The sequence below is a fragment of the Actinomycetospora chlora genome, from assembly GCF_039542135.1.
Taxonomy (GTDB): Bacteria; Actinomycetota; Actinomycetes; order Mycobacteriales; family Pseudonocardiaceae; genus Actinomycetospora; species Actinomycetospora chlora.
The window spans coordinates 13,741-40,028 of sequence record NZ_BAABHO010000021.1 but is presented as its reverse complement, the minus strand read 5'-3'; the positions used below and the strand labels follow the sequence as shown (position 1 = coordinate 40,028).

The following is a 26,288-nucleotide window of genomic DNA, read 5'->3' as shown; positions in this document are numbered from 1 at the left end:
CCGTGTGCCGCACGGATCCAGCGGCGTCAGGGCGTGAGCCGGCTCCGCAGCTCGCCCCGGCCGGACGCGCCGGTCTTGGCCAGCAGGTTCCCGACGTGCGTCTCCACCGTCCGGCGCGACAGCTGCAGGCGGGCGGCGATCTCCGGGTTGGCCAGCCCGTCGCCGACGAGGCGCAGCACCTCCATCTCGCGGCCGGTCACGCCGAGCGCGCGCAGGTCGGCGGGGACGTCGGTCAGGTCGCGCTGCGGACGCGGGACCGGCGCGCCCAGCGCGCGCAGCCGCTCGCGGCACCAGCGGGTGAGGCGCACCTCGGCGGTGCCCGCGGACCAGGCCAGGACCTCGTGGAGAACCGGGACCGGGTCCCCGAGGACCGTGTGCTCCAGCAGGAAGCAGCGCATGAGGTGGCGGAAGAAGGGCCGGTGGCGCAGGAGCTCGTCGGCCGCCGCGAGGTCCGGGCCGGGATCGTCCCCGCGCCCGGCGGCGGCCACGGCGTCGCAGAGGTGCAGGGCCCCGCGGTTGAGCGACTGGACGAGGACGTCCGAGTCGCGCAGCTCCTCGCGCGGGCCGGGGTCGCCGGGGTCGACCGCGGTCCGCAGCACCGCCCGCTCGCCCCACGACGGCGTCGGGTTCGCGCCCTCGGCCCGGCGCAGCAGGTCGACCGCCTCGTCGTAGGCGGGCAGCGCGGCCGGCAGGTCGCCGGCGAGCCAACGGTCGTGGGCGGTCGCGAGCGCGCGGGCGCTCGCGGTGTGTACCGGGTTCGCCGACAACGACGCCGCCTCGGTGAGCAGGGCGTCGACCTCGCTCGTCCGGTCGGCGAACACCCGGCCGCGCGCCACGAAACCCAGCGACTGGCCCCGCAGCCCGCGCAGCCCGAGCCGCCCGGCCCGCTCCGCGCACGCCTGCGCCGGCACCGCCGCGGCGACGGGGCCCAACCGGCCGTTGTCGACGGCGACCGCCTGCACCTCGAGCATCGTCGCCGTCCCGAGCATGCCGGCGTCGCGGGCCACCTCCGCGGCCCGGTGCAGGGGCTCGCCGTCGCCCACGCCGAAGAGGTGGGCGACGCCGAGCTCGGAGAGGGCGCGGACGCGGTAGGCCGTGAGGCCGTGCCGCTCGGCCAGGTCGGCCGCCCGGCGGAACGCGGCCGCCGACCGCTCCGGGTCGCCGCGCCGGTGGGCCCGCCCGATGACCTCCAGCGCCTCGCAGGCGGCCTCCGGGACGCCGGCGTCGGCGGCGTCGGCGGCGGGCGCGGCGAGGCGCAGCGCCTCGGCGGCCTGGCCGCGGCCCAGCGCGACGTGCGCGGCGAGCGCCCGAACGCGCGGGTCGTCCTCGTCGCCGGCCCGCGCCAGCAGGCGCTGGGCCTCCTCGAACCGCTCGGACGCCACGCACGCCCGGGCCAGCGCGAGCGCCAGCGCCGGGGTGTCGGCGCGGGCGAGCAGGTGCTCGCCGACCGCCAGCGCCTCGTCGGTGCGGGCCGAGAGGGCGAGCACCTCGACGCGCTCGACGGCGACCGGCAGGCGGTGGGCCTCCCCCGCCAGCGCCGTCGCCTGCTCGAGCACCGCCAGCGCCGCGGCGGGCGCCCCGGCCGCCCGGTGCTCGCGGGCGAGGCGCAGCAGGAGGGCGGCGGCACGGTCGGGGTCGACGCCGCGGGCGCGCAGCTCGGCGACGCGGGCGAGGACGGGACCGGCGAGGTCGCGGCCGGACGGGTCGTGGCGGTCGAGCGCGCGCGCGGCCCGGGCGGCGAGCACCGACCGCTCGGGGGCGGTGAGGGCGGCGAGCTCGGCGTCGTCGATGAGCGCGTGCCGCCAGCGCAGGGCCCCGTCCGGCCCGGCGACCAGCAGCCGGGCGTCGACCGCGCGGCGCAGCGAGGTGGCCGCCGCGGCGGCGTCGGTCCCCGCGGCGAGCGGCACCAGGTCCCACGGCAGGTCACGGCCGAGCAGGGCGGCGACGCGGACGACGTCGCGGTCGGCCGCGTCGAGGGCCGCGACCCGGCCGGCGACGGCGTCGGCGAAGGCCTCGGGCACCGGCGTCGGCAGCGGACCGGCGGCGCGCCACGTCCCGTCCCGCCGGGTGACCGCGCCGTCCTCGACCAGGCGGGCGCAGAGGTCCTCGACCAGCAGGGGCAGGCCGTCGGCTGCGGCGACGACGTGCGCGCGGACGTCGTCGGCGACGTCGCCACCGAGGACGCGGCCCGCCAGCGCCCCCGCGTCGTCGGCGTCGAGGCGGCCGAGCTCGACCACCGCGACCCGGGCCCGGCGCAGCGGGGCCAGGCCCTCGGGCGGCGCCTCGTCGGAGCGCACCGAGCCGACGACCGGCACGCCCGTGCCGTCGAGGCGCCCGGCCAGGTACTCGAGGACGGCGAGGGTGTCGCGGTCGGCCCAGTGCAGGTCGTCGAGCAGCACGACGACCCGCCCCTCCCCCGCGACGACGGCGAGGAGCTCCGCCAGGGCCTCCCCGAGGACGACGACGGGGTCGACGGGCGACGGGTCGCGAGCCCCGGCGGGCCACGTCGGGAGGACGCGGGCGAGCACGGCCCGGAACGGCGCGAGGCGGGGGTCGCCGGCCAGCGCCGGGTCGGCGGCACCGGCCAGCGCCTCGGCGACCGGGCGGAACGGCCCCGCGCCCGGCACGGCGTGGCCCCGCAGCACCCGCACCCCGGCCGCGCGGGCCCGGGCGGCGACCTCGTCGAGCAGGCGGGTCTTGCCGCTCCCGGCCTCGCCCGGCACGAGCACCAGACCCCCGGGGCCGGACAGGGCGGCCCCGACCAGCGCCGAGAGCTCCCGCTCGCGCCCGACGAGCGGCGCACCACCCGGCCTCGCCCGCACCCGCCCAGGGTGCTGACCCCGTGCCGGGCTCACAAGGCGTCGACCTCACCGAGCAGTGCGCTCAGTCGAGGTCGGTGATCTTGATGCCGGCGTGGACCTTGTAGCGCCGGTTGATCGCGATGAGGTTCGCCGTCAGGCACTCCACCTGGTAGGCGTTGCGCAGCCGGCCGCCGTAGACCCCGCGCACGCCCGGGATGGCGTCGGCGAGGGCACGGACGACGTCGGTGGCCTCGCGGTCGTCGCCGAGCACGAGCACGTCGCAGTCGACCTGCGGCTGCGACATGTCCGAGAGCAGCACCGCCGAGACGTTGTGGAACGCCGCGGTCACGCGGGTCTCGGGAAGGAGCTGCTCGGCCTGCTGCGCCGCGCTGCCCTCCTCGACCGGCAGCGGGTACGGGCCCTTCTTGTCGAACCCGATCGGGTTGACGCAGTCGATCAGGATCTTGCCCTTGAGCTCCTCACGCAGGCCCGTGAGCGTCTCGGCGTGCGACTCCCACGGGACCGCCGCCAGCACCACGTCGGCCTCGGTCGCGCAGTGCGCGTTGTGGCCGCCGATGATGTGGTCCACCCCGGTCGCGTCGCGGTACTCCTGCGCGGAGTTCTCGGCCCGCTCGGCGGCCCGCGAGCCGACGATCACGCGGATACCGGCGGCCGCCCAGCGCAGCGCCAGCCCCTTGCCCTGGTTGCCGGTGCCGCCGAGGACCCCGACGGTCAACGTCGTCGGGTCGATGGCCTCACCGGAGGACGGTGCACTCAACGGGTCGCTCCCTGGCGTGGACGTCGGATCGGACTGCCTTCTACCACGATCAGCGCCCGAGCAACCCGGCGAGCTCGGCGTGCAGGGCACGGACCGCGGTGTCGGCGGCGGGCACGGCCGCGCGGAACCCGTAGAAGCCGTGGACCAGTGCCGGGTGCTCGCGGCGGCGGGCGTCCACACCCGCGGCGGCCAGGGCGTCGGCGAAGGCGTGCCCGGCGTCACGCAGGGGGTCGAAGCCGGCGGTGGCGACGATCGTCGGCGGCAGCCCGGCCAGCGACGGCGCCCGCAGCGGCGAGAGCCGGACGTCGCCGCGGGGGTCGTGGCCGGCGAGGTAGAGCTTCGAGCACGCCTTCACGTCGGACGCGGTGAGCCAGTACCCCTCGGCGTTCTCGGTCACCGACGGGTAGCGGCCCTCGAAGTCCGGCGGCGGGTAGACCAGCAGCATCGCCGCCGGCGGACGGCCCTCGTCGCGCAGGGCCAGCGCGGCGACGGCGGCGAGGTTGGCCCCCGCGCTGTCGCCGACCAGGGCGCAGCGCGCGGGGTCGGTACCCGCCGGCGGGTCGGCGAGCAGCGCCCGGATCGCCGCCTGCGCGCCCTCGAGCGGCGCGGGGAACGGGTGCTCGGGCGCGAGGGGGTAGTCGACGGCGGCGACGACCGCGCCCACGTCGTCGGCGAGCCCGGCCGCGGCGGCGTCGTAGACGTCGCCCCCGCCCAGCACCCACCCGCCGCCGTGGAGGAAGACCACCAGGGCGTCGGACGTCGCCGAGGCCGGCCGGTGCAGGCGCACCGGGACGCCGCCGGCGTCGCGGACCTCGGGCGGGCGGGGCGGCGGGCCGCCCGCGTCCGCCATCTGGACGGCGAACCGGGCGCGGGGGCTGCTGACGTCCTCGGGCGATGCGTCCGCGAACATCGCCGGCGCGTCGGTCCAGCGGGCGAGCAGGTCGCGGATGCCGGCGTCGGGGCCGGTCGGGGCGCTCATCGGGCTCACCCTAAACTTCAGGTTCACCGTTCCGGGTCCTCCCGCCTGCGGGGTGATCCGGGGATGATGTCGCTCGACGTCGGGCACCCGCCGTTGCCGAATCGATACCGACGCGCGGGAACCCGACCCCGCCGCCGGGCGTCATCCCGGTGTCGATCCCCGCGACGCCCCGCGCGGCCCCCGACGTACCCCCGCTGGACCTCACGACCCCGAAGGACCGACGCACCCCGATGGCTCTCCCCTGGCCGCACAGCACCCCGACCCTGCCCCGTCCCGTCCCCGCGCCGGCTGCCGCCCGCACCACCGAGCGCACCGGCACGATCAACCGCCTCGGCGCCGCCGCGCGCCGCAGTCCGCGCCTGGCCGCGGTCGGCGCGTTCGCCACCAACCCGCTGACCGCCCTCGTCGTCATGCTGATCGGCCTGGCGCTGCTGTTCGTGCTGCCGCTGGTCGGGCTGCCCTTCGTGGCGGTCGTCGTCCTGCCGGCGGTCGTGTACCACCTGCGCCCCGAGCGCCGCACCGCGCTGCGCCGCCCGCTGGGCTGATCCCGGCCGGTCCTCGGCTACCGGGTCCCGCCACGACGGCCCCGTCCCCGCTCGCGGGGGCGGGGCCGTCGTCGTGCGCGCGCCGCGACGTCCGTCCCGAGTGAGGGGCACCCTCGCTCGGATAGATCAGCGAGGGGCGCCCCTCACCAGGAGCGTCAGCCGCCGTCGGCCGGGGTCGATGGCTCGGCGGCGCCGGACCCGGAGGACGGGGTCCCGGACGACGGCGTCCCCGAGGACGGGCTCTCGGAGGACGGCGTCTCCGACGACGGGGGCTCCGACGACGGCGCCTCCGACGACGGCGCCTGGGAGGTGGGCGTGCTGGGCGTCGGCGTGCCGGAGGTCGGCGTCCCGGACGTGCCGGACCCGGTCGACGGCTCCGTCGTCCCCGACGTCCCCGACGGCCGTCCGGTCGCGGTCCCCGACGAGGGCGCCGGCCGGTCGTCCCGCGCGGACGGGGTGAACACCGGTCCTGCGGCCGACACCGGCGGACCCGAGGGCGTCCCGGCCGGCCCGGCGGCGGCCGGCGGCGCCGGCGCGGCGGGCAGGGGCTGCTGGTCGGCGCGCAGGTCCAGGTCGGCGACGGTCGGGGTGATCGTCGTCGGCGAGGCCGTCAGACCGGCCGGGGCCCCCGCGGCCGCCCACGGCAGCGGGGTGTCGACCTCCGCGACCTCCCCGGGCAGGCCGACGGTCGTGGAGGACTGCGTGATCGTCTGGTAGACGGCCGTGGTCAGCGACGCCGCACCGACGAGGCCGACCCCGAGGCTCGCCGCGAACCGCGACCGGCGCCCGCGACGCTCGTCCCGCACGGTCGGCAGGGGGTCGCAGGGCGTCTCGGAGAGCGCGAGCGACCAGGGCACCGACCGAGGCAGCGACGAGGATCTGGTCGGCTCGAACAGGGGCTCGACAACGCCCTCGGCCACGGTGCTCCCTCCGCTGGTCGTCCGGCGCCCGCGTGCTCCGACGGCGCCTCACCGCCCCGGGACGGACGGTCCCGGGGCGGCGCCACCCGATCCAACGCGGCGGAGGTGTAGTGGTCGCTCGGACGTTCGGGCGGAGCCGGACAGGCCCGGACGGCCCAACCGGGGACGCCCGAGACACGGCCTGGAGCAGCGCGAACACCCGCATCGCGACGCGCGGGACCTCACCGACCGTGAGCGAGCATCACGACGCGTGAGTGACGCGGCGCTGCCCCGGTGGTCCGGTCGGCCCTACCATCGGCCCGCGTGACCGCCGAGCAGCTCCCCGACGCCCCCCGGGACGGGGACTCCCCGCCGACGACCGGGCGCCCGCTGCCCGCCGTGCCGCAGTCGGTGGTGTCGGCCTGGGACAACCTGTGGGACTGGGTGACCCAGGGCCACCTCGCCGACACCCGCCGGATGCCGCGACTGCCCGTACTGCTCGGCGACGGCTACACCGTGCACCGCTACGAGCCGACGGTCGGGACGGACCCGGCGCTCGCGCCGCTGCTGCTGGTCCCCCCGCTCGGGGCGCCCGACTTCGCGTTCGACCTGCGCCGCGGCGCCAGCCTCGTCGAGGACCTGCTGGCCACGGGCCGCGAGATCTACATCGTCACCTACGACCAGTCCGGTCCGGCCGCGGGCCGCCGGGGCCTCGAGCTGTGGGTTGACGAGATCGTCCCCGCCGCCCTGTACGCGGTCGCCGACCACCACGACGGCGTCGCCCCCCACCTGGCGGGCTGGAGCCTCGGCGGGCTGTTCGCCCTGCTCAGCGCCGCGAGCGGGGTGGCGGGCGCCCCGATCCGGTCGGTGACGGCGTTCGCCTCGCCCGTCGACGTGTCCGAGGTCCCGCTGGTGGCCCCGTTCCGGTCGGTCGCCGAGTACACCGGCGGGCGGATCTTCTCCGCCGCCTACCGGACGCTCGGGTCGTTCCCCGCGACGGTGGTCAAGTGGGCGTTCCAGCTCACGAGCGTCGAGCGCTACCTCACCAAGCCTGTCACACTGCTCACCCACCTCGACGACCGCCAGCTCCTCGAGCAGATCGAGGCGGTCGACCTCCTGATGGCCAGCATGACCGCCTACCCAGGCCGCGCCTTCGGGCAGATCTACCACCACGTCATCCGCTCGAACGACCTCGCGCAGGACGAGCTGCGCCTCGCCGGCCGCCCCGTGCGTCTGGCCGACGTGCACGTGCCGGTGCTGCTCGTCGCGGGGGCCGACGACGTCATCGCCCCGGTCGCGTCGGTCGAGCGGGCGACCGAGCTGCTCACCGGCAGCCCGGATCTGCGCTTCGTCGTGCGCCCGGGCGGCCACCTCGGCGTGCTGGCCGGACGCCGGGCACGCGAGCAGTCGTGGCGCGACATGGAGACGTTCCTCGCCGCGCACGACCGCGACGCCTGAACCACATCGATGTGGTCCACGGCGGGACCTGCCGGAGATCCGGCCCCGGCCCTCCCGTACGGTCGGGCCCGCTCCTGGCTCCCCGAGGAAGGACACCGATGGCCGAGACGCTCAAGGCACGCCTTCTCGACTCCGACCGCCGCGGTGCGGTGATCGAGGACCTGAACGCCCTCGTCGACGGCGAGGTCGCGAACAAGAGCGGTCTGTCCGGCGGCATCGTCAAGACCGGCTACGCCGCTCTCAAGAAGGTCAAGCCGGGCATCGTGCCCGAGGCCATCGACAAGATGCTCGACGAGTTCGTCGACCAGCTCGAGCCGTTCTGGACGACGTTCACCACCGAGGCCTCCGGCGACTTCGGCACGTTCCTGGGCACCCGCCCGCAGGAGGCCTCCGAGGCCCTCCTGGCCGTCACCGACCGCCGCGCCGAGCGCAGCAACCGCGCGGCGATCACCTCGATCTACGGCAAGCTGCGCCCGAAGGCGCAGGAGAACGTCATCGAGGCCCTCCCCGGGCTCGGTGCCGTCGTCGAGAAGCACGCCCGCGCCTGACCACGGCACGCTCGTCCGACGGCCCCGGCGCCGCCGATCTTCGTGATCGGCCCTGGCTCCGGGGCCGCCGCACGTGGTGGAGTGACCTGGTGCACATCCTCACCGTTCTCTACAACCACCCCGACGACCCCGCGGCGTTCGACAAGCACTACCAGGGGACCCACGCGCCGCTGGTGGACCCGATCCCGGGCGTGAAGTCGTTCACCTACCGACACTGCGCGTCGATGGACGAGAACCCGCCGCCCTACTACCTCATCGCCGAGGTCGCCTTCGACTCGCTCGAGGACCTGCAGGCCGGGATGGGCTCCGAGGCCGGCCAGAACGCCGTGAACGACGTCCCGAACTTCGCCCAGGCGGGCGTCACGATGTTCGTGGCCCACGACTGATCCTCCGCCGGGCCTTGACCTCGACGACGGTCGAGGTCACAGGCTCGGGGGTGTTACCCGACGCCACGGAGGTCAGCATGTCCACGCCCGCACCGTCGCGCTTCCAGGAGGCCTACCTCACCGGGGAGCCGCCGTGGATCATCGGCGAGCCGCAGCCCGCGATCGTCGCGGCCGAGGCCGAGGGCCTGCTGCGGGGTCGGGTGCTCGACCTCGGGTGCGGCACCGGCGAGCACACCGTCCTGCTCGCCGCCCGCGGCTACGACGTCGTGGGCGCCGACTCCGCCCCCGCCGCCCTGGAGCGTGCCCGCACCGTCGCGGCGGGCCGCGGCGTCGAGGCGACGTTCGTCGAGGCCGACGCGATGCACCCGACCGGGCTGCACGGGTTCGACACGGTGCTCGACAGCGCGCTGTTCCACATCTTCGACACCGACGACCAGGGCCGGTACGCCGACGCGCTGCGGGACGTCGTCGTCGACGGCGGGCGGGTCGTGCTGCTGGGGCTCGCGCCCAGCACGGCGTTCGGCCCCGAGGTCACCGACGACCAGATCCGCGCGGCGTTCAGCCGGCCGGGCTGGACGCTCGACGAGATCCGCGAGAGCACCTACCGCGGCCGGGTCCCCGACGACGACCAGGCCGCCCTGCTCGGCGTCCCCGTGGGTGGGCGCGTGGACCTGCCCGCGTGGCTGGCCGTGGCCCGGCGGGGCTGACCGGGGCTGACCGGGGCTGACCGGACTCAGGCGGCCAGGTGCTCCGGCGGCACCGTGCCCGCGAGCTCGGCGAGCATCGCGATGTTGAGCTCGAAGGCGTGGCACGCCTCGTCGGCGATCCGCGCCCGCTCGACGCCGTCCCACGCCTCGAGGCCCGCGGCGTCGAGCAGCGCACGGTAGTGCGCGCGGAACGGCGGGACGGGGCCGAGCGCGGCGAAGTCGTAGAAGCGCGCCCCGTCACCGGTGATCCCGTAGGTGCGCCGCAGCAGCCCGCGGACGGCCTGCCCGCCGGCGAGGTCGCCGAGGTAGCGCGTGTAGTGGTGGGCCACCCAGCCGCCGGGCCACTCGTCGACCATCGCCCGGATGCGGGCGGCGTAGCGGGCGGTGGCGGGCAGCGGCGCGAGGTCGTCGGCCCCGCGCGGGCCCCGGAGGAACGCGAGGTCGGCGGCGATCGCGTCCCGCCGGCGCAGGGCGTCGACCGCGAAGCCACCGACGACGGGGTGGTCGCCGAGACGGTCGGCGCCGTCCTCGAGCGCGCCGTAGACGTGCCGGTACTGCACGACGAGCGTCGCGTAGTCGTCGAGGGCGAGCCGGCCGCCGAGCAGGGCGTCCATGTAGCCGGAGTGGTGGGCCCGCTCGTGGGCGGCGGCCGTCGCCCGGCGGAGGACCTGGGAGAAGGGCTGGTGCTCGCTCACGGTGGGCCTCCGGTGTCGCAGGGCTACCGGGGACGACACTAGGGTCCGCGCACGGGTAAGGCTAGCCTCACCGGCCTCGGGCGTCGCTGTTCACCGCGCCGCCACGGGACCGGAACACGCCCGTGGTCAGCTGCGCCGCGTGGAGCGGATGACGGGTCCGGGGTCGGTGCTGGGCCGGCGATCGCTGTTGCGGACCGCGGGCATCGCGTCCGCGGCCGCCGCCGCGGCGGCGTGCAGCAGCGGTGCGACGTCCCGGGCCCCCGGACCGATCACGACGCTCCAGCCGCTGGCTCCGGGGGTCCCCTCGCCGGCCGGCGTGTACGTCCCCGCGCCGCCCACGGGGGTGCTGTGGGGCCGGCTGCCGACGCGCTCGACCCCGCCGGTGGCCGTCGTCGACTCGGGGGCCGTCGTCACGATCGACACGATCTCCCACGAGGGTGTGCTGGAGGACCAGGGCCAGGACCCGCTCGGCTACTTCACCGGCCTCGGGGTCGCGCCCGGCGACGTGCTGAGCGACGCCGTGGAGGTCGCACGGCGCACCCCGCACGACGGGCCCGGCCCGCACGTGGTGACCGGCCCGATCGCTGTGCGCGGGGCCGAGCCCGGCCACGTGCTCGCGATCGACGTGCTCGACCTGCAGCTGCGGGTGCCGTACGGCGTCGTGAGCAACCGGCACGGCAAGGGGGCGCTGCCCGGGGAGTACCCCGAGGCCTGGGAGTCCCGTGCCGACCTGCGGCGCTGGTTCAACGCCGGCGGCGAGATCAGCGTCTTCACCCCGGCGCGCCCCGGGCCGGGCGGGCTCGTCGGCGCCCTGCCGGCGGGGCAGGGTGAGGTCACGTTCCCGCTCGCCCCGTTCCTCGGGATCATGGGTGTCGCGCGGGACACCGACGCGCTCGTCGACTCCGTGCCGCCCACCGACGCCGGCGGCAACCTCGACATCAACGAGCTCGGTGTGGGCTCGCGGCTCTACCTGCCCGTCCGGGTGCCCGGCGCGATGGCCTTCGCCGGCGACCCACACATGGCGCAGGGCGACGGCGAGGTCGCGCTGACCGCCATGGAGGGCTCGTTGCGGGCGACCCTGCGCCTGACGAGCATCCCGCCCGGGGGGCCGGCACCGCGGGCGGCGTTCGCCGCGCCGTTCGCCGAGACACCCACGCACTGGCTGCCGATCGGGCTCTCCGACCCCGACGGCGCCGAGGGCGGCGGCAACCGCACCGAGCTCGACCTCGCGATGAAGGACGCGGTCCGCCGCGCGATGGCGTTCCTCGTGCAGGACCGCGGGATGGCCGAACCGGTCGCCTACGCCTACCTCAGCGCGGCCGCCGACTTCCAGGTCTCGCAGGTCGTCGACCGCACCACCGGCGTGCACGGCCTGATCCGCAAGGCCGACTTCGGCGTGGCCTGAGCGCGACGGGTCGGCGCCGGGGTGCGAGCAACGCGGCATTGCTGGCGTCCCGCGCCAGGATCGCCACATCCTCGCCGGGACGACACGCGGGGCGTGTCAGCCTGGCGCCCACGCTGACGTCCAACGCGCGGAAAGCCACCACGATCACGCTGGCGCCGTCGCGGCCCGCAGGACCAGGGCCGGCCGGAAGCCGAGGCGGGCGTAGAGCCGCTGCGGGGTGTCGGTGGGGTCGGCGCCGATGACGACCTCCTCCGCCCCGTCGGCCCGGGCGGCCGCGACGGCGGTCGCGATCAGGGCCCGCGCGTAGCCGCGCCCGCGGCGGTCGGCGCGGACGAAGAGGTCCTCGACGACACCGACGCCCCGCGCCCCGCCCCAGCTCGCGAAGAACCCGACCGGCCCGTCGCCCTCGTCCACCACGAACCACCGCACCGCGGGCCCCAGCGACCAGCGCTCGGCCACGATCGCGTCGGTGCGCTCCTCGCTGCGGGCCGGGCGACGGCCCCGCTCGTCCTCCTCGACGTGGTCGGCGCGGAACAGCGCACGCAGGGCGGGCCGGTCGGCCTCGACGGCCGGCCGGACGGGCCCGTCGGGCAAACCGGGGACGTCGACCCCGACCGGCAGGACCAGCTGGACGGCGTGGTCGACCGCCCACCCGCGCACCCGCAGCTCGGCCTCGACGAACGGCGGCGCGTCGGGGTCGAGCACGATCCGTGCGACGTCCTCGCCGGCGACCCCGGCGGCGGCCTCGAGCACCCCGTCCAGCTCCCGGGACGACGCCGGGCGCAGCCGGTGGAGGAACGTCGACGTGGGCAGGCCGTCGCGGTGCACGAGGACGGCGTCCCCGAGGTCGGTGACGGTCGCCCCCAGCGTCCAGTAGTCGGTCACGGCGTCGGCGATCACGGGGTCAGGATGGCCCACGCCGGCCAGCGGTTTCCCCACCGGCGAACACGACGCTTCGCGGCGGTCGGGCCGCTTCCTAGCGTCGGGACCATGCTCAGCCCGGAGAAGAACGAGCGCCTCACCCGCGTGGGTCCCGGGACCCCGATGGGCGAGCTGCTGCGCCGCTACTGGTGGCCGGTGGCCACGCACGACATGGCCACGCGGGTGCCGCGCCGGCGCCGCCTGCTCGGCGAGGACCTCGTCCTCTACCGCGACGGCAACGGCACCGTCGGGCTGCTCGCCGAGCAGTGCCCGCACCGGCGGGCGGCGCTCTGGCTGGGCTGCACGGAGTCGACGGGGCTGCGCTGCGGCTATCACGGCTGGCTGTTCGACGAGACCGGCGCGTGCCTCGAGCAGCCCGGCGAGCCCGCCGACTCGACGTTCAGGAACCGCATCCGGGCGACGTCGTACCCGGTGCAGGAGCTGGGCGGGCTGGTCTTCGCCTACCTCGGCCCGCTGCCGGCGCCGGAGCTGCCGCGCTACGACCTCTTCGTCTGGGACGACGCGTGGCGCGACATCGGGCACGCCGAGCTGCCGTGCAACTTCGTGCAGATCATGGAGAACTCCGTCGACCCGTACCACGTCGAGTGGCTGCACGGCCGGTACGGCTCATTCCTCAAGGAGCTCGACGGCGGGGCGCCGGTGCCGGTGGTGACCAAGAAACACGTCAAGGTCGCCTTCGAGGTGTTCGAGCACGGCATCCTCAAGCGCCGGGTGCTCGAGGGCCACACCGAGGACGACGACGACTGGAGGATCGGCCACCCGCTGGTCTTCCCGCACATGCTGCGCGTCGGCGCGGCCGGGCTCGCGACGTTCCAGATCCGCGTCCCGATCGACGACGAGAACACCTGGCACGTCTGGTACCAGACCTACCGACCCGAGGGCGGCGCGCCCGCGCAGACCGACGTCCCCGTCTACGAGGTGCCGCTGCGCGACGCCGACGGCGAGTGGCTGCGCGACTACGTCGACGGCCAGGACATCGTCGCCTGGATCACCCAGGGACGGATCTCCGACCGGTCGCTGGAGCACCTGGGCAAGTCGGACCTGGGGGTCATCCTGCTGCGCAAGCTCTACGCCGAGCAGATGGCCGTCGTCGCCGGCGGCGGCGACCCCCTGGGCACGCGGCGCGACCCCCACGACGTCATCGACCTGCCGATGGAGCGCGACAAGTTCGGCTCGGCGGTCGAGTTCCGGCAGGTGTGGATGCGGGAGAGCTCGGTGCGCTACTCCCCCATCCGCGCCGAGGTCCTCGAGCTCTTCGGCGACCCGGTGCCCACGTGGGCGTGAGCCACTGCGCGGTCTGCGGCGCGACGCTCGACGACGCCGGGTTCGTGCAGGAGTACTGGGTCGGCGACGATCGGCAGTTCCTCTGCTGGTGCGCCGCGTGCGGAGCGATGAGCACGGTCGTGCTCACCGCGGCGGTCGTCTCGCACGAGCCGGAGCACTGAGGGCTGTCGGGGGGCGGTCCTACTGTCCGGTCCATGCCGCTCTGGACCGACTTCGCCGCCGCCGCACCCCGCATCGCCGAGGTCTTCGTCCGCCGACATCGGGCCTGCGGCAACCTCTGCATGCTCGGCACGCTGCGTCCCGACGGCTTCCCGCGCATCAGCCCGATGGAACCGCGGTTCCTCGAGGGCGATCTGTGGATCGTCGGGATGCCGCACACGGCCAAGTTCGCCGACCTGTTCGCCGACCCGCGGTTCGCGCTGCACACCGCGACGGTCGACACCCAGGTCGGCGACGGCGACGCGAAGATCTGGGGCCGGGTCGAGGACGTCCGCGACGAGGCGCTCCACGAGCGCTTCGCGCAGTCCGTCTACGAAGAGATCGGGCTCGACCTGCGGGGCCAGAGCTTCGACCACTTCTTCCGCGTCGACGTCGTCGGGGCGGCGTCGATCGCCCTCGAGGACGGCCACCTCGACGTGACGACGTGGCGCGAGGGCGGCACCGAGACGGTCACGCGCAAGCACTGATCAGGTCGGGAACGTGAACTCGTACCCCTGGTCGTGGAGCCACGGGATGATCTCGCGGATCGCCGCGACCGTCTGCTCGCGCGGGCCGCCGCCGTCGTGGAAGAGGATCACCGCGCCGGGGTGCACCGAGCGCTGGACGCTCGCGACGATCGCGGCGACGCCCGGCTGGGTCCAGTCGAGGGTGTCGACCGACCATCCCAGCGGGCGCATGCCGGTCTGGGCCGCCACCTGGTCGAGCTGCAGCGACCACTTGCCCTCCGGGGCCCGGAAGTAGTCGACGTCCACCGGCGGGTTCACGACGGTCGCCAGCGAGCGGTGGCTGCGGCCGAGCTGCGTGCTGATCAGCGACGGGTCGTTCGCGCCGACGGTCGCGTCGTGGGTGAAGGTGTGGTCGCAGAGCCGGTGCCCGGCGGCCACGACGCGCTGCACCATCGCGGGCTCGGCGACAGCCTGCTCACCGATCATGCAGAAGGTCGCGCGGGCCTGGTTCTCGGCGAGGATGTCGAGGACCTCGGGGGTGTAGCTGCTCGGGCCGTCGTCGAAGGTCAGGGCGACGGTCGGGCGGTCGGTCGTCGTCGACGTCACCGACAGCCGCGACGACGTGATCGCCGGCCGCGCCTGGCCCGGGATCCCGCGCGCCGGGGCGTCCTCGGCGGTCCGGGCGGGCACGCCCGCCGGTCCGGACGACACGGCCGGCGAGGTTCCCGCCGCGACGACCGCGGGCGCGCCGACGTCGCTGAGCACGACGACGGTCACGCCGACCACCAGGCCGATCGTCGTCAGCAGGCCCGCCCACCGGTAGACGTAGGGCGGGCTGACGATCTGGCGCAGGATGACGCGCTGCCGAGAAGTGAACATATGCACCACGCGTCCCATCCGTCACAGGCGTTACAGCGGCTCACCATAGAGGGCCCGCCCCGCGGCCTGCGCGCGACCCTCTACCTCCGATCGAGTGATTGCCGCCGCCCGACCCGGTCGCGCTGTGCACGGAGCGAGAACGGTGTCCGACCGGTAGTCGCCGGGAAGCCCGCGCGGGTGAAGAAGCTGATCAATGATCCGGCCGACGTCGTCGACGAGGCCCTGGCCGGCGTCGCGCGCACCACCGAGGGCGCCGCCCTGGTCGAGGGCCACCGCGTGCTCGTGCGCGCCGACCGCGAGCGGGGTCGCGTCGCCGTGCTCTCGGGCGGCGGGTCCGGCCACGAACCGGCCTTCAGCGGGTACCTCGGCCCGGGCCACCTCGACGGGGCCGTCTGCGGGGAGGTCTTCGCCTCGCCGGGCGTCGACGCCGTCGTGGCCGCGATCCGCGCCGTCGACGACCCGACGCTGCTGGTCGTCATGAACTACACCGGCGACCGCCTCAACTTCGGGCTGGCCGCCCAGCTCGCCCGCGCCGAGGGCCGCGAGTGCACGATGATCACGGTCGCCGACGACGTCGCCCTCGACGCCGACGACGACGTCACCGCCGGGCGCCGCGGGCTCGCCGGCACCGTGCTCGTCACCAAGGTCGCGGGCGCGGCCGCCGCCGAGGGCAGCTCGCTGGAGCAGGTCACCGAGGCCGCGCAGGCCGCGGCGGCGGCGCTGGGGACGATGGGCCTCGCCCTCGCGCCGGCCACCGTCCCGGGTGGTGAGGCCGGCTTCTCCCTGGGCGAGGACGAGATCGAGATCGGGCTGGGGATCCACGGGGAGCCCGGCGTGCGACGGGAGTCGCTGCGCTCCGCCGACGAGCTGGTCGACGAGCTGGTGGGCACGATCTGCGACGACCGCGGCATCGGCGCCGGCGACCGGGTCGCCGTGCTGGTCAACGGCACCGGGGCGACGCCACCGATGGAGCTCTCGATCGTGCTGCGCCGGGTCGTCGAGGGCCTCGGCAAGCGCGACGTCACCGTCGAGCGGGCGTGGTCGGGGACGTTCCTCTCGTCGATCGACATGCCCGGCGTCTCGGTCGCGCTGCTGCCCCTCGACGACGACCGGCTGGCCCTGCTCGACGCGCCCGCCCGGTCGTCGGGATGGCCGTCGGGCTCGGGCGTTCTGTCCGGGCCGGCGTCCGCGCCCGTCCCGACGGTGGCGGTGCCGCAGGACGAGCAGGCCGCGTCCGGCGACGGGCAGGGCCAGCTCCGCACGACAGTCGAGGCCGTGTGCGCGGCCGTCGAGGACGCCGAGGGCCGGCTCACGGAGCTGGACTCCGCGACCGGCGACGGCGACCTCGGCACCTCACTCACCCGTGGAGCCGCGGCCGTCCGCGAGGGGCTCGACACGACCGACCTGGACGACCCGGTCGCGACCCTGCGGATGGTGGCCGCCGCAGTGCGGCGGGCGATCGGCGGGACGTCCGGCCCGCTGCTCGCGACGGCGCTGCTGCACGCCGCCGAGCACCTCGACGAGGGCGGCACCCGAGACGAAGCCCTGCGGGCGGCCGCGGACGGCATCGCCGACCTGGGCGGCGCCCGCCGCGGCGACCGGACCCTGCTCGACGCGCTCTACCCGGCGGCCGACGAGCTGGCGTCGTCCGGGTCGATGTCGTCGGCGGCGTCGGCCGCGGCCGACGGCGCCGAGGCCACGACGACCATGACCCCGCGCCGCGGCCGGTCGAGCTACCTCGGCGAGCGTGCCCACGGCCACCGCGACGCCGGCGCCGAGGCCGTCGTCGTCGTGCTGCGGGCCCTCGCGGACGCCGGCTAGGGACGCAGCTCGTAGACGTGGTTGACCTCCGTGGAGGTCGCGAGGCGGGCGGTGCCGAAGCCCGCCTCGCGGGCGATCTCGCAGGTGCGCGCCGGGCCGGCCTGGTTGCCGAGCCCGGCGGCGGGGTCCGCCGACAGGCCACTGGGCAGGCACACGAACATCGACGCGCCGAGCAGCAGCCGCCCGAGCGGGTTGAGCGCGTCGGGCACCCGGTCCCAGCTCATGGGCTCGACCAGCATGACCGCGCCGCCCTCGCCCACGGCGTCCCGGGCGGCGCGCAGCGCCCCGACGGGGTCGGGCATGTCGTGCAGGCAGTCGAAGAAGGTGATCAAGTCGTACTGCCCGGCCAGGTCGGTCGCCGGGGCGACCCGGAACGTCACGCGGTCCGCCACGCCGGCGGCCTCCGCCCGGCTCTGGGCCAGCTCCACGGATTGGGGGTGGTAGTCGAGCCCGACCATCCGGGACCGCGGATAGGCCTGCGCCATGATCACGGTGGAGGAGCCGAGGCCGCACCCGACGTCGGCGACCGACCCGCCGGCGCGCAGGCGCTCCTCGATGCCGTCCAGTGCCGGGATCCAGGACGTCGTGAGGTTGGCGAGGTAGCCCGGGCGGAAGAACCGCTCGGTGCCCACGAACATGTCCTCGTGCTGCTCGTGCCAGCCGATGCCCTCGCCGGTGCGGAACGCCTCGGTGAGCCGGTCGAGCATGCGCGTCGCGGCGGTGAGGTTCTGGAGGGCACCGGCGACGTAGGCCGGGCTCTCCGGGTTGGTGAAGATCTCGGTCTGCTCGGGCGAGAGGCGGTAGCGCGCGGACCGGGCCGAGCCGTCGGTGTCGCCGTCGTAGGTGACGTACCCGGCGGCCGCCATCGTCTCGAGCCATTCCCGCAGGTAGCGCTCCGACAGGCCGGTCCCGGCGGCGAGCTCCGCGGCGGTCGTCGCGTCGCGCCCCGCCATCGCGCTGAACAGGCCCAGACGGTCGCCGAGCAGGCCCAGGGGCACTACGAGCGCCGCACCGGCGTCGGTGATCACCTGCCCGACCAGCGCCTCCAACGTCGCCGGGTCGATCGTGGCCGTGGCCGCCGTCGGGGTCGAGGTCATCGTCGTGCTCCTTCCGCACTGGGCAGGCTCCAGTGCAGCGGCCCGCGGCGGGGCGCGGGTATACGGAGAAGTCCGTAGGCCGTGCGGAGTCAGACGGCGCTCTCGACGAGCTCCCGACCCTTGACCAGCCAGGCGAGGGCGAACGTGATCACCGCGACCGACTCGGGCCAGAGCAGGTAGCGCGTCGCCTCCTGGGTGGCGTCGTCGAGGGCGAAGAAGACGACGAGGGCCCAGACGATGCACACGACGACCACCACGCCGCAGATGCGGAAGAACCGCGCACGCCTGGGCGGCACGGTGTTCTGGGCGAGCGGGCGGTCGGGGTCGCGCGGGAACAGGAACAGGCAGAACACCGCCATGCCGGCGAAGAACAGCATCGCCGCGACGAGGTGGACGATCCCGACGGCGTGCTGGACCGGCGTCGGCGCGTCGGGGGTCGTGGGGCAGAGCCCGACCAGCACCGCGCAGACGCCGGCGACGTCGCTGACGCGGTTCTCCCACCGGCCGTAGCGGTAGGTGACGAGGAAGACGCCGAACGCCACGAGGGAGCCGACGAAGATGGTGCCGGCGTCCGTGTAGTAGTACGCCGACAGCGAGCTCTGCAGGGAGTCCCACAGCGTAGTGGTCGGTGGGAGGGTCCCGGTGAGCCGGCCCCAGCCGAAGTGGAAGAACACCAGCACGAACGGCAGCAGGATCCCGACGACGCCGACGAAGCGGCGCAGCAGCAGGTGGGAGCGGACGAACTCGTCGATCGCGGGCGGGTCCGCCGTCGCAGTCACGCCGGTGATCTTCCCCGATCAGGTGTCGGGATCACCGAAGGCGTGGCGGCGCACGAGGGTCTTGGCGACCTCGCTGTTCGGCGGCGCGTCGGCGGCCAGCGCGATGGCGACGTCCTTGGCCTCGTCCTTCTTCTTCTCGGCCGCCTCCTTGCCCGCGGAGCCCACCTGGATGCCGAAGTACGCGGCGGCCAGGGTGCTGATGGCGGTCGCGACCGACGACACCAGCGCGACACCGTCGGCGGCCGTCGGGTAGCGGATCGCGGCGATCAGGAAGATCACCACGATGGCGGCGATCGCGACCACGACGACGATCAACCCGTAGCGCCAGCGGGCGGTCGCGTCGGGGTCCGCTCCCTTCGACGCGCCCGGCTGGTCCGGTGTCGCCACGTGTCCTCCTCAGCGCCGTCCGCCCGACTCGGTCGCGGAGCGTAGAGGACCCTCCGCGATCGGCGTCACCCGCGCAGATGCGTGCGGAGCAGCGACGTCATCGCCTCGCGGTGGCGCCGGTCGGCGGCGTCGTCGTGGGTGGGGTTGTCGGGCACCGCGAAGCCGTGGGCGGCGGGATAGGTCTCGATGGTGGCCCGCACGCCCGCCGCGTCGAACGCCTCCCGCAGCCGGCGGTGCTGCTGCTCGTCGAACACGGGGTCGTCGGTGGCGGCCGCGACGTGCACCGCCGCCTGGATGCGCGGGGCGAGGAGGTGCGGGCTCGCCGGATCGTCGGCCGTGGCGAGGTTCCCGCCGTGGAAGGTGGCCGTCGCCGCGACCTGCTCGGGGTGGTGCCCGGCGGCGCGCAGCGCCATCCCGCCACCGAAGCAGTAGCCGACGGTGCCGAGCGCCGGGTGCGCCACCTCGGGTCGCGCGGCGAGCGCCGCCAGGTAGGCCGCCGCGTCGACGCCGGCCTTCTCCGGCGTCAGGGCCCGCGACAGGGCGCCGAGACGGGCGAACTCCTCGGGGTCGCCGAAGAGCGTCGAGGTGTCGAAGGGCGCGTAGGGCGTGCGGTAGTAGATGTCGGGGAGCAGGACGGCGAAGCCCTCGCCGGCGAGGCGGTCGGCCATCGCCGCGAACGTCTCGCGCACCCCACCGGCGTCGGGGTAGTAGAGGACGCCCGGCCACGGGCCCGCGTCCTCGGGTGTGTGCAGCGTGGCACGGCAGGTGCCGTCCGGGGTCTCGACGTCGACGGCGGTGCGCACCATGGGTCCTCCTCGGGCTCGACGCCCGATCGTGGAGCACCGGCGGCGATGGTGGGCGCGATCTCGCTGTGGGCGGACACCGCTGCTGGCCGGCGGTCATCGGGCAGCCCGGACGCATGAGCGAACCCCGGAAGGCCGCGACGGGCCCGACGCGGCGAGGCCGCGCCCGAGGCGGCTTCGCCCGGAGGTCAGGTGTTCGGGACGTCGTGTCGGGGCGCGCGCAGGTCGACGACACGCCGGTCTCACCACCCGGCACGCTGCCAGCTCCGACGATGGTGGAAGATGACCGTGGGTAGTCCGGCGATCGCGTGGTTCGCGCTCCGGGAGCGCCGGACTACCCCACTCGAGTGAACAAGTTCAAAGAGTCGGTAACGTCGGGTAGATCACAGTCGAGGCTCGTGGTGCGAACCACGTAAGAACTCCCACCACTCGGAGCACCCGACATGAGCCTTCTGGACCAGCCACCCGCCGGATCACCAGCCCCCGACGACCACGCCTCGGAGACCCACCCGAGCACCCCCCAGGATCCGGCCAGGACCACCCGACGCCGCCGCGCCTGGGTGATCTTCGCGATCGCCGCCGTCGCGGTGATCGCCTTCGTCGTGGGTCAGGGGACAGCCGCGACGTCGTCACCGGCGCCGACCCCGTCGTCCGCATCACCGGCCTTCTCGACGCCGTCGTCGGCTCAGATGCCGAACCTCGCGGGCATGACCGTCGACGCCGGGACCAGTCGGCTCAAGTCGTTGGTCGGGTCGTACAACGTGTACGTGGCCGACGGTGAGGCCAGCCGCTACAAGACGATCGTCAGCCAGAGTCCCGCGCCGGGGACGACGATCACCGCGGCCACTCGGATCGACTTCTACGTGACGCCGGCCTACACCCCGAGCTACTCGATGCCCAGCTACACCAGCCCGAGCTACAGCCCGCCGACGACCTCGTCCGAGCCGGCGGGCTTCGGCAGCGGCACCTGGGAGGTGGGCAACGGCGTCGGTGAGATCCCGCCTGGCACCTACCGTGCCGCCGCCGGCTCGTCCCGCTGCTACTACGAGCGTCTCAGCAGCCTCAGCGGCGAGTTCGAGGCGATCATCGCCAACGACGGGGAGTACGACGGGGGCCCGATGACGGTCACCATCAGCTCGTCCGACGCGGCGTTCAAGGTGTCCGGCGATTGCCGGTTCGTCCGCCGCTAGCCGGTGCCCGGACCCGCGCGCCCGCATTCGGGGAGCGGGTCCGGGCACGATCCGTTCGGCCGCGGGGGCGACCCGGGCAGACTCCGGACATGGCGACGGTCGAGGACGTCCGCCCGCTGGGCTCGAGCCTGGAGCGCTCGTACCCGGTCTAGGTCCGGGGCGCGCTGAGGTTCCGCGTCGGGCAGATCGTCTACGTCGCGTTCTCCCGCGCCGAGACGACGATGGGCTTCGCGTTCCCGAAGGAGGAGCGCGCGGCGCTCGTCGCGGCGGAGCCGGAGCGCTTCCGCCTGCCGCGGATGTCGGAGCTACGTTTCCACTGGGTGGAGTGCGTCCTCGCCACCCTGGAGCCCGCGGAGGCACGGGAGTTCGTCGTCGACGCCTGGCGGATGGTCGTGCCGCAGAAGCTCTCCCGCGCCTACGACCTGGCCCACCCCGACGGGCCGGGGTGAGACGACCCGAGGTGGGCGCCCGTCAGACCGGGTGGTCCGACAGCCCGGCGTAGTCGGGCAGCTCGGGTCCGTTGATCGCGCGCCCGATCAGCTCGGCGAACCACTCGGACTCGAAGTCCGGGGCCGGGCCGGCGTCCGGCCCGGGCGCCTGGAGGGTCTGGACGTGCAGCCGGCCGATCTCCTGGTTGGCCTCGACGAAGGGACGCATCCGCTCCTCGTAGCGGGCGAACCCGACCTCCGGGTCCCAGCCGGCCGCGGCCAGCTCGCCGGCCAGCAGGTAGGCCCCGACCAGGGCGATCCCGGTGCCCTGCCCGGACATCGGTGACGCGCTGCACGCGGCGTCGCCGAGCAGCGCCACCCGCCCGGTCGACCACCGGTCCATGACGACCTGGGCGACCTGGTCGAGGTAGAAGTCCGGGGCGTCGTCGAGGTGGGCGAGGATGCGCGGGGTCCACCAGCCCAGGTCGGCCGTCCGCTCGCGCAGCAGGCGCTTCTGCGCCTCGAGGTCGCGGTGGTCGACGTCGAACTCCGCGGCGGGGAAGGAGAACATCGCCATCGCGCGGGTGGCGTCCTGGATCGGCCGCAGGAGCGCGGAGCGTCCGGACGCCTTGTCCTGGAAGTCGAGCAGCCAGCGGTCCAGCCCGAACTCGTTCGGCACGCTGTAGAAGGCCAGCACGAGCCCGAGGTGGCGGACGAACTCCTCCCGCGGGCCGAACACCGTCGCCCGCAGCGCCGAGTGCAGGCCGTCCGCCCCGATGACGAGGTCGAACCGCTGTCGGTCACCGCCCGCGAAGGTCACGTCGACGCCGTCGACGTCCTGCGTGAGCTCGGCGATCCGGTCGCCGAAGACGTACGCGACGTCGTCGCGCGTGGCGTCGTGGAGCACCTGCGCGAGGTCGCCCCGGAGGATCTCGATCTCCGCGATGAAGCCGTCGCCCCCGTCGTCGTCCGCGCGGAACGTCTCCAGCACGGTGCCGTCGGCGTCCACGGTGTGCGCGCCGGCCGTCTCCGTGCGGGCCGCGCGCACCGCCGCGTCCAGCCCCATGCGCTCGATGACCTCGCGGGTCACCCCGCGGGCGTCCACGGCCTGACCGCCGGGGCGCAGGGCCGGGGCCCGCTCCACGACGGTGACGTCGGCTCCCCACCGGTGCAGCCAGTGGGCCACCGCCGGTCCCGCGATGCTCGCGCCCACCACCAGGACCCTGGGACCGGTCACCGCGCCACCCCCTGCTCGCCGTTCCGGATCACGGCCGAAATCGTAGGGGTGTTGAACACCGCGCGAGTCAGTCGGAGGCGATGCGACCTGCCGCCCCGTCCTGCACCCGGGCTACGAAGTCCGGAGGAAGGCTGCGGCGACTGCCGTTGGCGTACTCCCGCGCCGGCTGCCGAACAGCCTCCGAGAACCGCGCGTAGTGCACGAGTGACGGTCGGGGCAGCGCGTCGTCGAGTCCCGCGCGCAGCTCCGCGGCGAAGGGGTAGCGCCGCTGCACCTCGGGGTCCTCGAAGACCACGCTGCGCGCGGCGGGCAAGCCGCCTCGATCGAACAGGATCTGCGCACTGCGGTCGCTGGTGAGGAAGTCGACCAACGCCCGGGCGGCCCGAGGTCTCTCGCTCCGGCTGGAGACCGCCAGGTTCTGTCCGCCGAGGATCCCGGAGCCGTCGGGCAGGGTCGTCACGCCGATCTCCCGGTCGGGCTGGCCGGCCTCGCGGGTGGCCGACAGGGCCAGGAACGCCCGCGGCCAGTTCCGCATGAAGACCGCACCGCCGGATCGGAAGGCCTCGGTGCTCTCGTCCTCGGTCTGCCCCTCGAGCCCGAAGGACAGCACACCGAGCCGGTCGAAAGCGGTCTCGATCTGGTCGAGATGCGACCCGGCCGTCACCGCCCCACCGGCATCCACGATCTCGCCGCCGGCTCCCCGCACGAGCTCCAGAGCGTTCACCGTGAGGCCCTCGTAGTCGTCGAACTGGCCGACGTAGGCTGGCCCCCGGTAGCCGGTCCGGCGGATCTCCTCCACGTCGGACTGCAGGTCGTTCCAGGTGCGGGGAGGGTCGGCGTTGGGCCGGTTGAGCAGGCGCTGCAGGAGGTCCCGGCGGTAGTAGAGGAGGCCGAGGTCCGTGTTGAACGGAAGCGCCCAGAGACGACCGTCGGCGTCGCGGCAGCTGTCGAGGGGGCGCCCGAGGAAGTCGCCGGCCTCCACCGTGCGTTCGTCGATCGGTGCGAGGTAGCCGGCCTCGGCGAACTCGGCCGTCCACGTGACGTCCAGGTTGAACACGTCGACCCCGCCCCCGGCCTGGGCTCGCGCGACCATCTCGCTGCGCTGGGCGTCGGCGACCGGCGGGAGCTCGACGATCTGGACGGGATTGGCCTTGTGGATCACGTTCCACTCGCGGACCAGCTCGATCCGCTGCCGCCCGACGCTGTCGTCCCGGCCCGTGATCAGCACGAGGGGCCCTGGCTCGAGGCCGGCCTCGGGGGCGACGAACGGGACCGCCGCGGCGATCAGCAGGGCGACCAGCACCACGGCCATCCCCGTGATCAGCGCGTAGGACCGCCACGGCACCGCCCTCGGGAGGTCTCCATCCCCGCGATGCGGTTCGGCGTTGGTCATCGACCACTCCACACGGCGTCGACAGTGCTGTCGAGGACGGCACCCAGGCTGGCCGGATCGGCGTCGAGGCACTCGACCCTGCTGGACGTCGCGGTGAGGGCACTGAGCCCGGGACCGTTGCACCGGGTCTCTCCGAGGGTGACCACGGTCAGCCGCGCGCCCGCGGGCAACGACGCCGCGACCGCCTGGGGTGTCAGCCCGCTGTTCGTGTCCTCACCATCGGTGATCACCACGGCGCCCGACGTCAGGCTCGGATCCCCGCTCCCGACCGCGCCGAGACCGTCGAGCATCGTCCGGTAGAGCGGCGTGTTCCCGGCGGCTCGCGCCATGGCGAGGGACCGACGGAGCTGGTCGAGGCGCTCGGGTGTCGCCGTGTCGAGCGGGACGAGCTCCTGGTGGCCCGCGGGGTTCCCGCCCGGGAACACCCAGAGACCGACCTCGTCCCGAGGGCCGGCGAGCCGCACGGTGGACGAGACGGCGCTGCGGACGACGTCGAGCCGGGTGCCGGCGGATGTCGCCGCATCCATGGACCCGGACGTGTCCATGGCGATGAGGACCCGTCCGCGAGGACGCGCCGACCGGTACTGCTCCAGGGTGCCGGCGAGGACGTCCGCCGGCACACCCGCGAGGTCGAACTCGGAGGTCGGGTCGACGCCGTAGCGAGGGTCGATCAGTCCGCCCCGAGGCAGGGTCGCGGCGCCTGCCGGACGCAGTCCCTCCGCCACGAGCGCCGCCCGGCCCTCCCCGGAGCCGAGCCAGTCCTCGAAGTCCTTCGCGGCCGCGTCCTGTTCCCCGGTGCTGCTCGCCGTCGCCACTCCCGGGCGGGAGCTCGCGGTCCAGGACATCCGCACGATCTGGAAATCGAGTCCGCGGGTGTCGCTGGGGTAAGCGGCCTCCAGCCGGGTCTCCCGGGGCATCCCGCCCGGTAGCGAGTCAGGGCAGGCGCCACCCAGGGGGTCGCCCCGGTCGAGGCGGGCGATGTCCTGCTCCGTGGCGATGACGGCGGTTCGCGCGACAGGGGTTCCGGAGGTCGCGGCGCCGATCGAGGGGCTCGATCGCCGATAGGCACAGAGTTGCGCCGACGACGATCCCGTAGGGAACCCGCCTTGCGCCCGCGCACCCGCGAGCGCTCCCTCCACCTGACCGGGATCGAGCGCACCGGGCGCCCGCTGCCCGTAGAGCAGCGCCGTCATCAGCGCTCCGGCGCCGGCGGACTCCGGGTCCGGCCGAGCGACCAGCTCGCCGCCGAAGACCAGGGTCCGGAACACGTCGACCCATCGGTGGGCATCGATCTGGTCGGTGCCCACCGCGGACGACGGCGGGAGTCCGACCACGATCGGCGTCGTCGCGATCGTCCGGGGCGCCTCGGCGAGGGCCGACCCCTCGTGCGCGACCGGCGCCATTTCGGCGCTCGTCGAGGTGAACCAGAGGTCGGGCTGCGGGCCGAGGTCCACCAGCCCGGTCGCCGGGTCCCACCACCCTTCGGGGTTGGTCGCGTGGGCCGCCACCGTGCCCGAGTCCAGCGCGAACACGCCGACCTCGGTCACCGGGCAGCCGTGGTTCCGGCCCGCGCTGTAGGCCTCGTACCGGCGTGCGAGATCCCGGGCCGTGACGTCGTTGTCGGACGCGGTGACGAGGCGCAGCTCCTGCGGCTCTGAACAACCGCCGACCGCGATCCGGAGCTGTCCGGCGAGGTCCAGGCCCGGAGCGCCGAGCAGGATGCCGAGTGCGACCACGATGGCCGCCGGAACGAGCACGCGCCGGCGCGCCACCCAGGCGAGGACGCGGCGGAGCGTCCCGGTCACTCGTGGGACGACGCGCAACAGGACCCCGCGGGCCCAGGCCGCGGTGGCGGCTGTCGAGAGCACCGCGCCCGCGACCAGCAGCGTCCAGTCCCAGAACGTCTCGGGAGGGGTCGGCGCGAGGGCGACGAGGATGATGCCGCCGACACCGAGGAGGAACAGCACCAGGAGGACGAACCCGACCAGCCAACGCGGATGGTTCTCGTGCCCGCCCCGTCCCCGCCCGTCAGCCACCCGATCCCCCGCCACCGTCCGTGCCCGCCCGTCTCGGCAGCGCCGGATTGCCATCGACCAGGTTGTGGCGCCTGTTACAACGGTCGCTCGGAGAGACTAGTGCGATCAGGGGTCGTCTCTGCAGCGTTCGGTGCCGGACGAGGCAC

Annotated in this window: 26 protein-coding genes; 12 read left to right on the top strand and 14 right to left on the bottom strand. The window is 74.9% G+C overall.

Annotated elements, in window-relative coordinates; all coding sequences use genetic code 11:
- Positions 1–26: 26 nt before the first annotated feature.
- The 3 genes from ABD994_RS14700 to ABD994_RS14690 form a co-directional block, all read right to left on the bottom strand.
- Entirely contained in the window at positions 27–2,822 is a 2,796-nt protein-coding gene (locus ABD994_RS14700) for an ATP-binding protein (RefSeq protein WP_345415854.1), read from the bottom strand.
- Positions 2,823–2,883: 61 nt separating this feature from the next.
- Complete coding sequence (npdG, locus tag ABD994_RS14695; RefSeq protein ID WP_345415851.1) at positions 2,884–3,579, bottom strand: NADPH-dependent F420 reductase; 696 nt, start codon at positions 3,577–3,579, stop codon at positions 2,884–2,886.
- A gap of 49 nt (positions 3,580–3,628) precedes the next feature.
- Positions 3,629–4,558 carry an alpha/beta hydrolase fold domain-containing protein gene (locus ABD994_RS14690; RefSeq protein WP_345415848.1) on the bottom strand — a complete coding sequence of 310 codons (930 nt, stop codon included), beginning with the start codon at positions 4,556–4,558 and terminating at the stop codon, positions 3,629–3,631.
- Positions 4,559–4,788: 230 nt separating this feature from the next.
- On the opposite strand from ABD994_RS14690, the gene ABD994_RS14685 reads away from it, so the two are divergent.
- Positions 4,789–5,103 carry a hypothetical protein gene (locus ABD994_RS14685; RefSeq protein ID WP_345415845.1) on the top strand — a complete coding sequence of 105 codons (315 nt, stop codon included), beginning with the start codon at positions 4,789–4,791 and terminating at the stop codon, positions 5,101–5,103.
- A 155-nt stretch (positions 5,104–5,258) separates the two neighbouring features.
- Here the strand turns inward: ABD994_RS14685 and ABD994_RS14680 are convergent, their stop codons facing one another.
- Complete coding sequence (locus ABD994_RS14680) at positions 5,259–5,960, bottom strand: hypothetical protein (protein ID WP_345415842.1); 702 nt, start codon at positions 5,958–5,960, stop codon at positions 5,259–5,261.
- Between the two features lie 366 nt (positions 5,961–6,326).
- Here ABD994_RS14680 and ABD994_RS14675 point away from each other — a divergent pair, with 366 nt between their 5' ends.
- The 4 genes from ABD994_RS14675 (at position 6,327) to ABD994_RS14660 (ending at position 9,101) form a co-directional block, all read left to right on the top strand.
- Positions 6,327–7,460 (top strand): alpha/beta fold hydrolase, encoded by a 1,134-nt coding sequence (locus ABD994_RS14675; RefSeq protein WP_345415839.1) that lies wholly within the window; start codon positions 6,327–6,329, stop codon positions 7,458–7,460.
- 98 nt (positions 7,461–7,558) lie between these two features.
- The gene (locus ABD994_RS14670) at positions 7,559–8,008 is read left to right on the top strand and encodes a DUF6918 family protein (RefSeq protein WP_345415835.1); all 450 of its coding nucleotides are present in this window, start codon (positions 7,559–7,561) and stop codon (positions 8,006–8,008) included.
- Positions 8,009–8,097: 89 nt separating this feature from the next.
- Positions 8,098–8,394 carry an EthD family reductase gene (locus ABD994_RS14665; RefSeq protein ID WP_345415832.1) on the top strand — a complete coding sequence of 99 codons (297 nt, stop codon included), beginning with the start codon at positions 8,098–8,100 and terminating at the stop codon, positions 8,392–8,394.
- Between the two features lie 77 nt (positions 8,395–8,471).
- A complete protein-coding gene (locus ABD994_RS14660) occupies positions 8,472–9,101 on the top strand; it encodes a class I SAM-dependent methyltransferase (RefSeq protein WP_345415828.1) in 630 nt (209 codons plus the stop codon).
- Between the two features lie 26 nt (positions 9,102–9,127).
- Here ABD994_RS14660 and ABD994_RS14655 read toward each other — a convergent pair whose 3' ends face one another.
- Positions 9,128–9,796, bottom strand: a complete 669-nt coding sequence (locus ABD994_RS14655) for a biliverdin-producing heme oxygenase (protein ID WP_345415826.1) — start codon at positions 9,794–9,796, stop codon at positions 9,128–9,130.
- 148 nt (positions 9,797–9,944) lie between these two features.
- Here ABD994_RS14655 and ABD994_RS14650 point away from each other — a divergent pair, with 148 nt between their 5' ends.
- Entirely contained in the window at positions 9,945–11,201 is a 1,257-nt protein-coding gene (locus tag ABD994_RS14650; RefSeq protein WP_345415823.1) for an acetamidase/formamidase family protein, read from the top strand.
- A 144-nt stretch (positions 11,202–11,345) separates the two neighbouring features.
- Here ABD994_RS14650 and ABD994_RS14645 read toward each other — a convergent pair whose 3' ends face one another.
- The gene (locus ABD994_RS14645) at positions 11,346–12,101 is read right to left on the bottom strand and encodes a GNAT family N-acetyltransferase (protein WP_345415820.1); all 756 of its coding nucleotides are present in this window, start codon (positions 12,099–12,101) and stop codon (positions 11,346–11,348) included.
- Positions 12,102–12,191: 90 nt separating this feature from the next.
- Between ABD994_RS14645 and ABD994_RS14640 the strand changes: the two genes are divergently transcribed.
- Genes ABD994_RS14640 through ABD994_RS14630 form a run of 3 tightly spaced genes read left to right on the top strand, consistent with a single transcriptional unit; the run spans position 12,192 to position 14,113 of the window.
- A complete protein-coding gene (locus ABD994_RS14640; RefSeq protein WP_345415817.1) occupies positions 12,192–13,427 on the top strand; it encodes a Rieske 2Fe-2S domain-containing protein in 1,236 nt (411 codons plus the stop codon).
- The gene (locus ABD994_RS14635) at positions 13,418–13,588 is read left to right on the top strand and encodes a hypothetical protein (protein ID WP_345415814.1); all 171 of its coding nucleotides are present in this window, start codon (positions 13,418–13,420) and stop codon (positions 13,586–13,588) included. The genes ABD994_RS14640 and ABD994_RS14635 overlap by 10 nt, the downstream gene beginning before the upstream one ends.
- Before the next feature lie 33 nt (positions 13,589–13,621).
- Positions 13,622–14,113 carry a pyridoxamine 5'-phosphate oxidase family protein gene (locus ABD994_RS14630; protein ID WP_345415811.1) on the top strand — a complete coding sequence of 164 codons (492 nt, stop codon included), beginning with the start codon at positions 13,622–13,624 and terminating at the stop codon, positions 14,111–14,113.
- Here the strand turns inward: ABD994_RS14630 and ABD994_RS14625 are convergent, their stop codons facing one another.
- Positions 14,114–14,971, bottom strand: a complete 858-nt coding sequence (locus ABD994_RS14625) for a polysaccharide deacetylase family protein (RefSeq protein ID WP_345416018.1) — start codon at positions 14,969–14,971, stop codon at positions 14,114–14,116.
- Between the two features lie 177 nt (positions 14,972–15,148).
- Here ABD994_RS14625 and ABD994_RS14620 point away from each other — a divergent pair, with 177 nt between their 5' ends.
- Positions 15,149–16,792, top strand: a complete 1,644-nt coding sequence (locus ABD994_RS14620) for a dihydroxyacetone kinase family protein (protein WP_345415808.1) — start codon at positions 15,149–15,151, stop codon at positions 16,790–16,792.
- Here ABD994_RS14620 and ABD994_RS14615 read toward each other — a convergent pair.
- The 4 genes from ABD994_RS14615 to ABD994_RS14600 all read right to left on the bottom strand — a co-directional run bounded on the left by ABD994_RS14615 (position 16,789) and on the right by ABD994_RS14600 (position 19,861).
- The gene (locus tag ABD994_RS14615) at positions 16,789–17,889 is read right to left on the bottom strand and encodes a class I SAM-dependent methyltransferase (RefSeq protein WP_345415805.1); all 1,101 of its coding nucleotides are present in this window, start codon (positions 17,887–17,889) and stop codon (positions 16,789–16,791) included. The two genes, ABD994_RS14620 and ABD994_RS14615, sit on opposite strands and share 4 nt — an antisense overlap.
- Before the next feature lie 89 nt (positions 17,890–17,978).
- On the bottom strand, positions 17,979–18,668 hold the full coding sequence (locus tag ABD994_RS14610) for a DUF998 domain-containing protein (protein ID WP_345415802.1): 690 nt from the start codon (positions 18,666–18,668) through the stop codon (positions 17,979–17,981).
- A gap of 18 nt (positions 18,669–18,686) precedes the next feature.
- Positions 18,687–19,055, bottom strand: coding sequence for a hypothetical protein (locus tag ABD994_RS14605; RefSeq protein ID WP_345415799.1), 369 nt, complete (start codon positions 19,053–19,055; stop codon positions 18,687–18,689).
- A gap of 65 nt (positions 19,056–19,120) precedes the next feature.
- Positions 19,121–19,861 carry a dienelactone hydrolase family protein gene (locus tag ABD994_RS14600; RefSeq protein ID WP_345415796.1) on the bottom strand — a complete coding sequence of 247 codons (741 nt, stop codon included), beginning with the start codon at positions 19,859–19,861 and terminating at the stop codon, positions 19,121–19,123.
- 440 nt (positions 19,862–20,301) lie between these two features.
- On the opposite strand from ABD994_RS14600, the gene ABD994_RS14595 reads away from it, so the two are divergent.
- Both ABD994_RS14595 and ABD994_RS14590 read left to right on the top strand, forming a co-directional pair.
- A complete protein-coding gene (locus tag ABD994_RS14595) occupies positions 20,302–21,048 on the top strand; it encodes a PASTA domain-containing protein (protein WP_345415793.1) in 747 nt (248 codons plus the stop codon).
- A gap of 164 nt (positions 21,049–21,212) precedes the next feature.
- Complete coding sequence (locus tag ABD994_RS14590) at positions 21,213–21,497, top strand: MmcQ/YjbR family DNA-binding protein (protein ID WP_345416015.1); 285 nt, start codon at positions 21,213–21,215, stop codon at positions 21,495–21,497.
- 22 nt (positions 21,498–21,519) lie between these two features.
- On the opposite strand, the gene ABD994_RS14585 is transcribed toward ABD994_RS14590, so the two are convergent.
- The 3 genes from ABD994_RS14585 to ABD994_RS14575 form a co-directional block, all read right to left on the bottom strand.
- Entirely contained in the window at positions 21,520–22,713 is a 1,194-nt protein-coding gene (locus ABD994_RS14585; protein ID WP_345415790.1) for an FAD-dependent monooxygenase, read from the bottom strand.
- 67 nt (positions 22,714–22,780) lie between these two features.
- On the bottom strand, positions 22,781–24,106 hold the full coding sequence (locus tag ABD994_RS14580) for an extracellular solute-binding protein (RefSeq protein WP_345415787.1): 1,326 nt from the start codon (positions 24,104–24,106) through the stop codon (positions 22,781–22,783).
- Positions 24,103–26,142, bottom strand: coding sequence for a vWA domain-containing protein (locus tag ABD994_RS14575; RefSeq protein WP_345415784.1), 2,040 nt, complete (start codon positions 26,140–26,142; stop codon positions 24,103–24,105). Before ABD994_RS14575 ends, ABD994_RS14580 begins: the two co-directional genes overlap by 4 nt.
- Between the last annotated feature and the right edge of the window lie 146 nt (positions 26,143–26,288).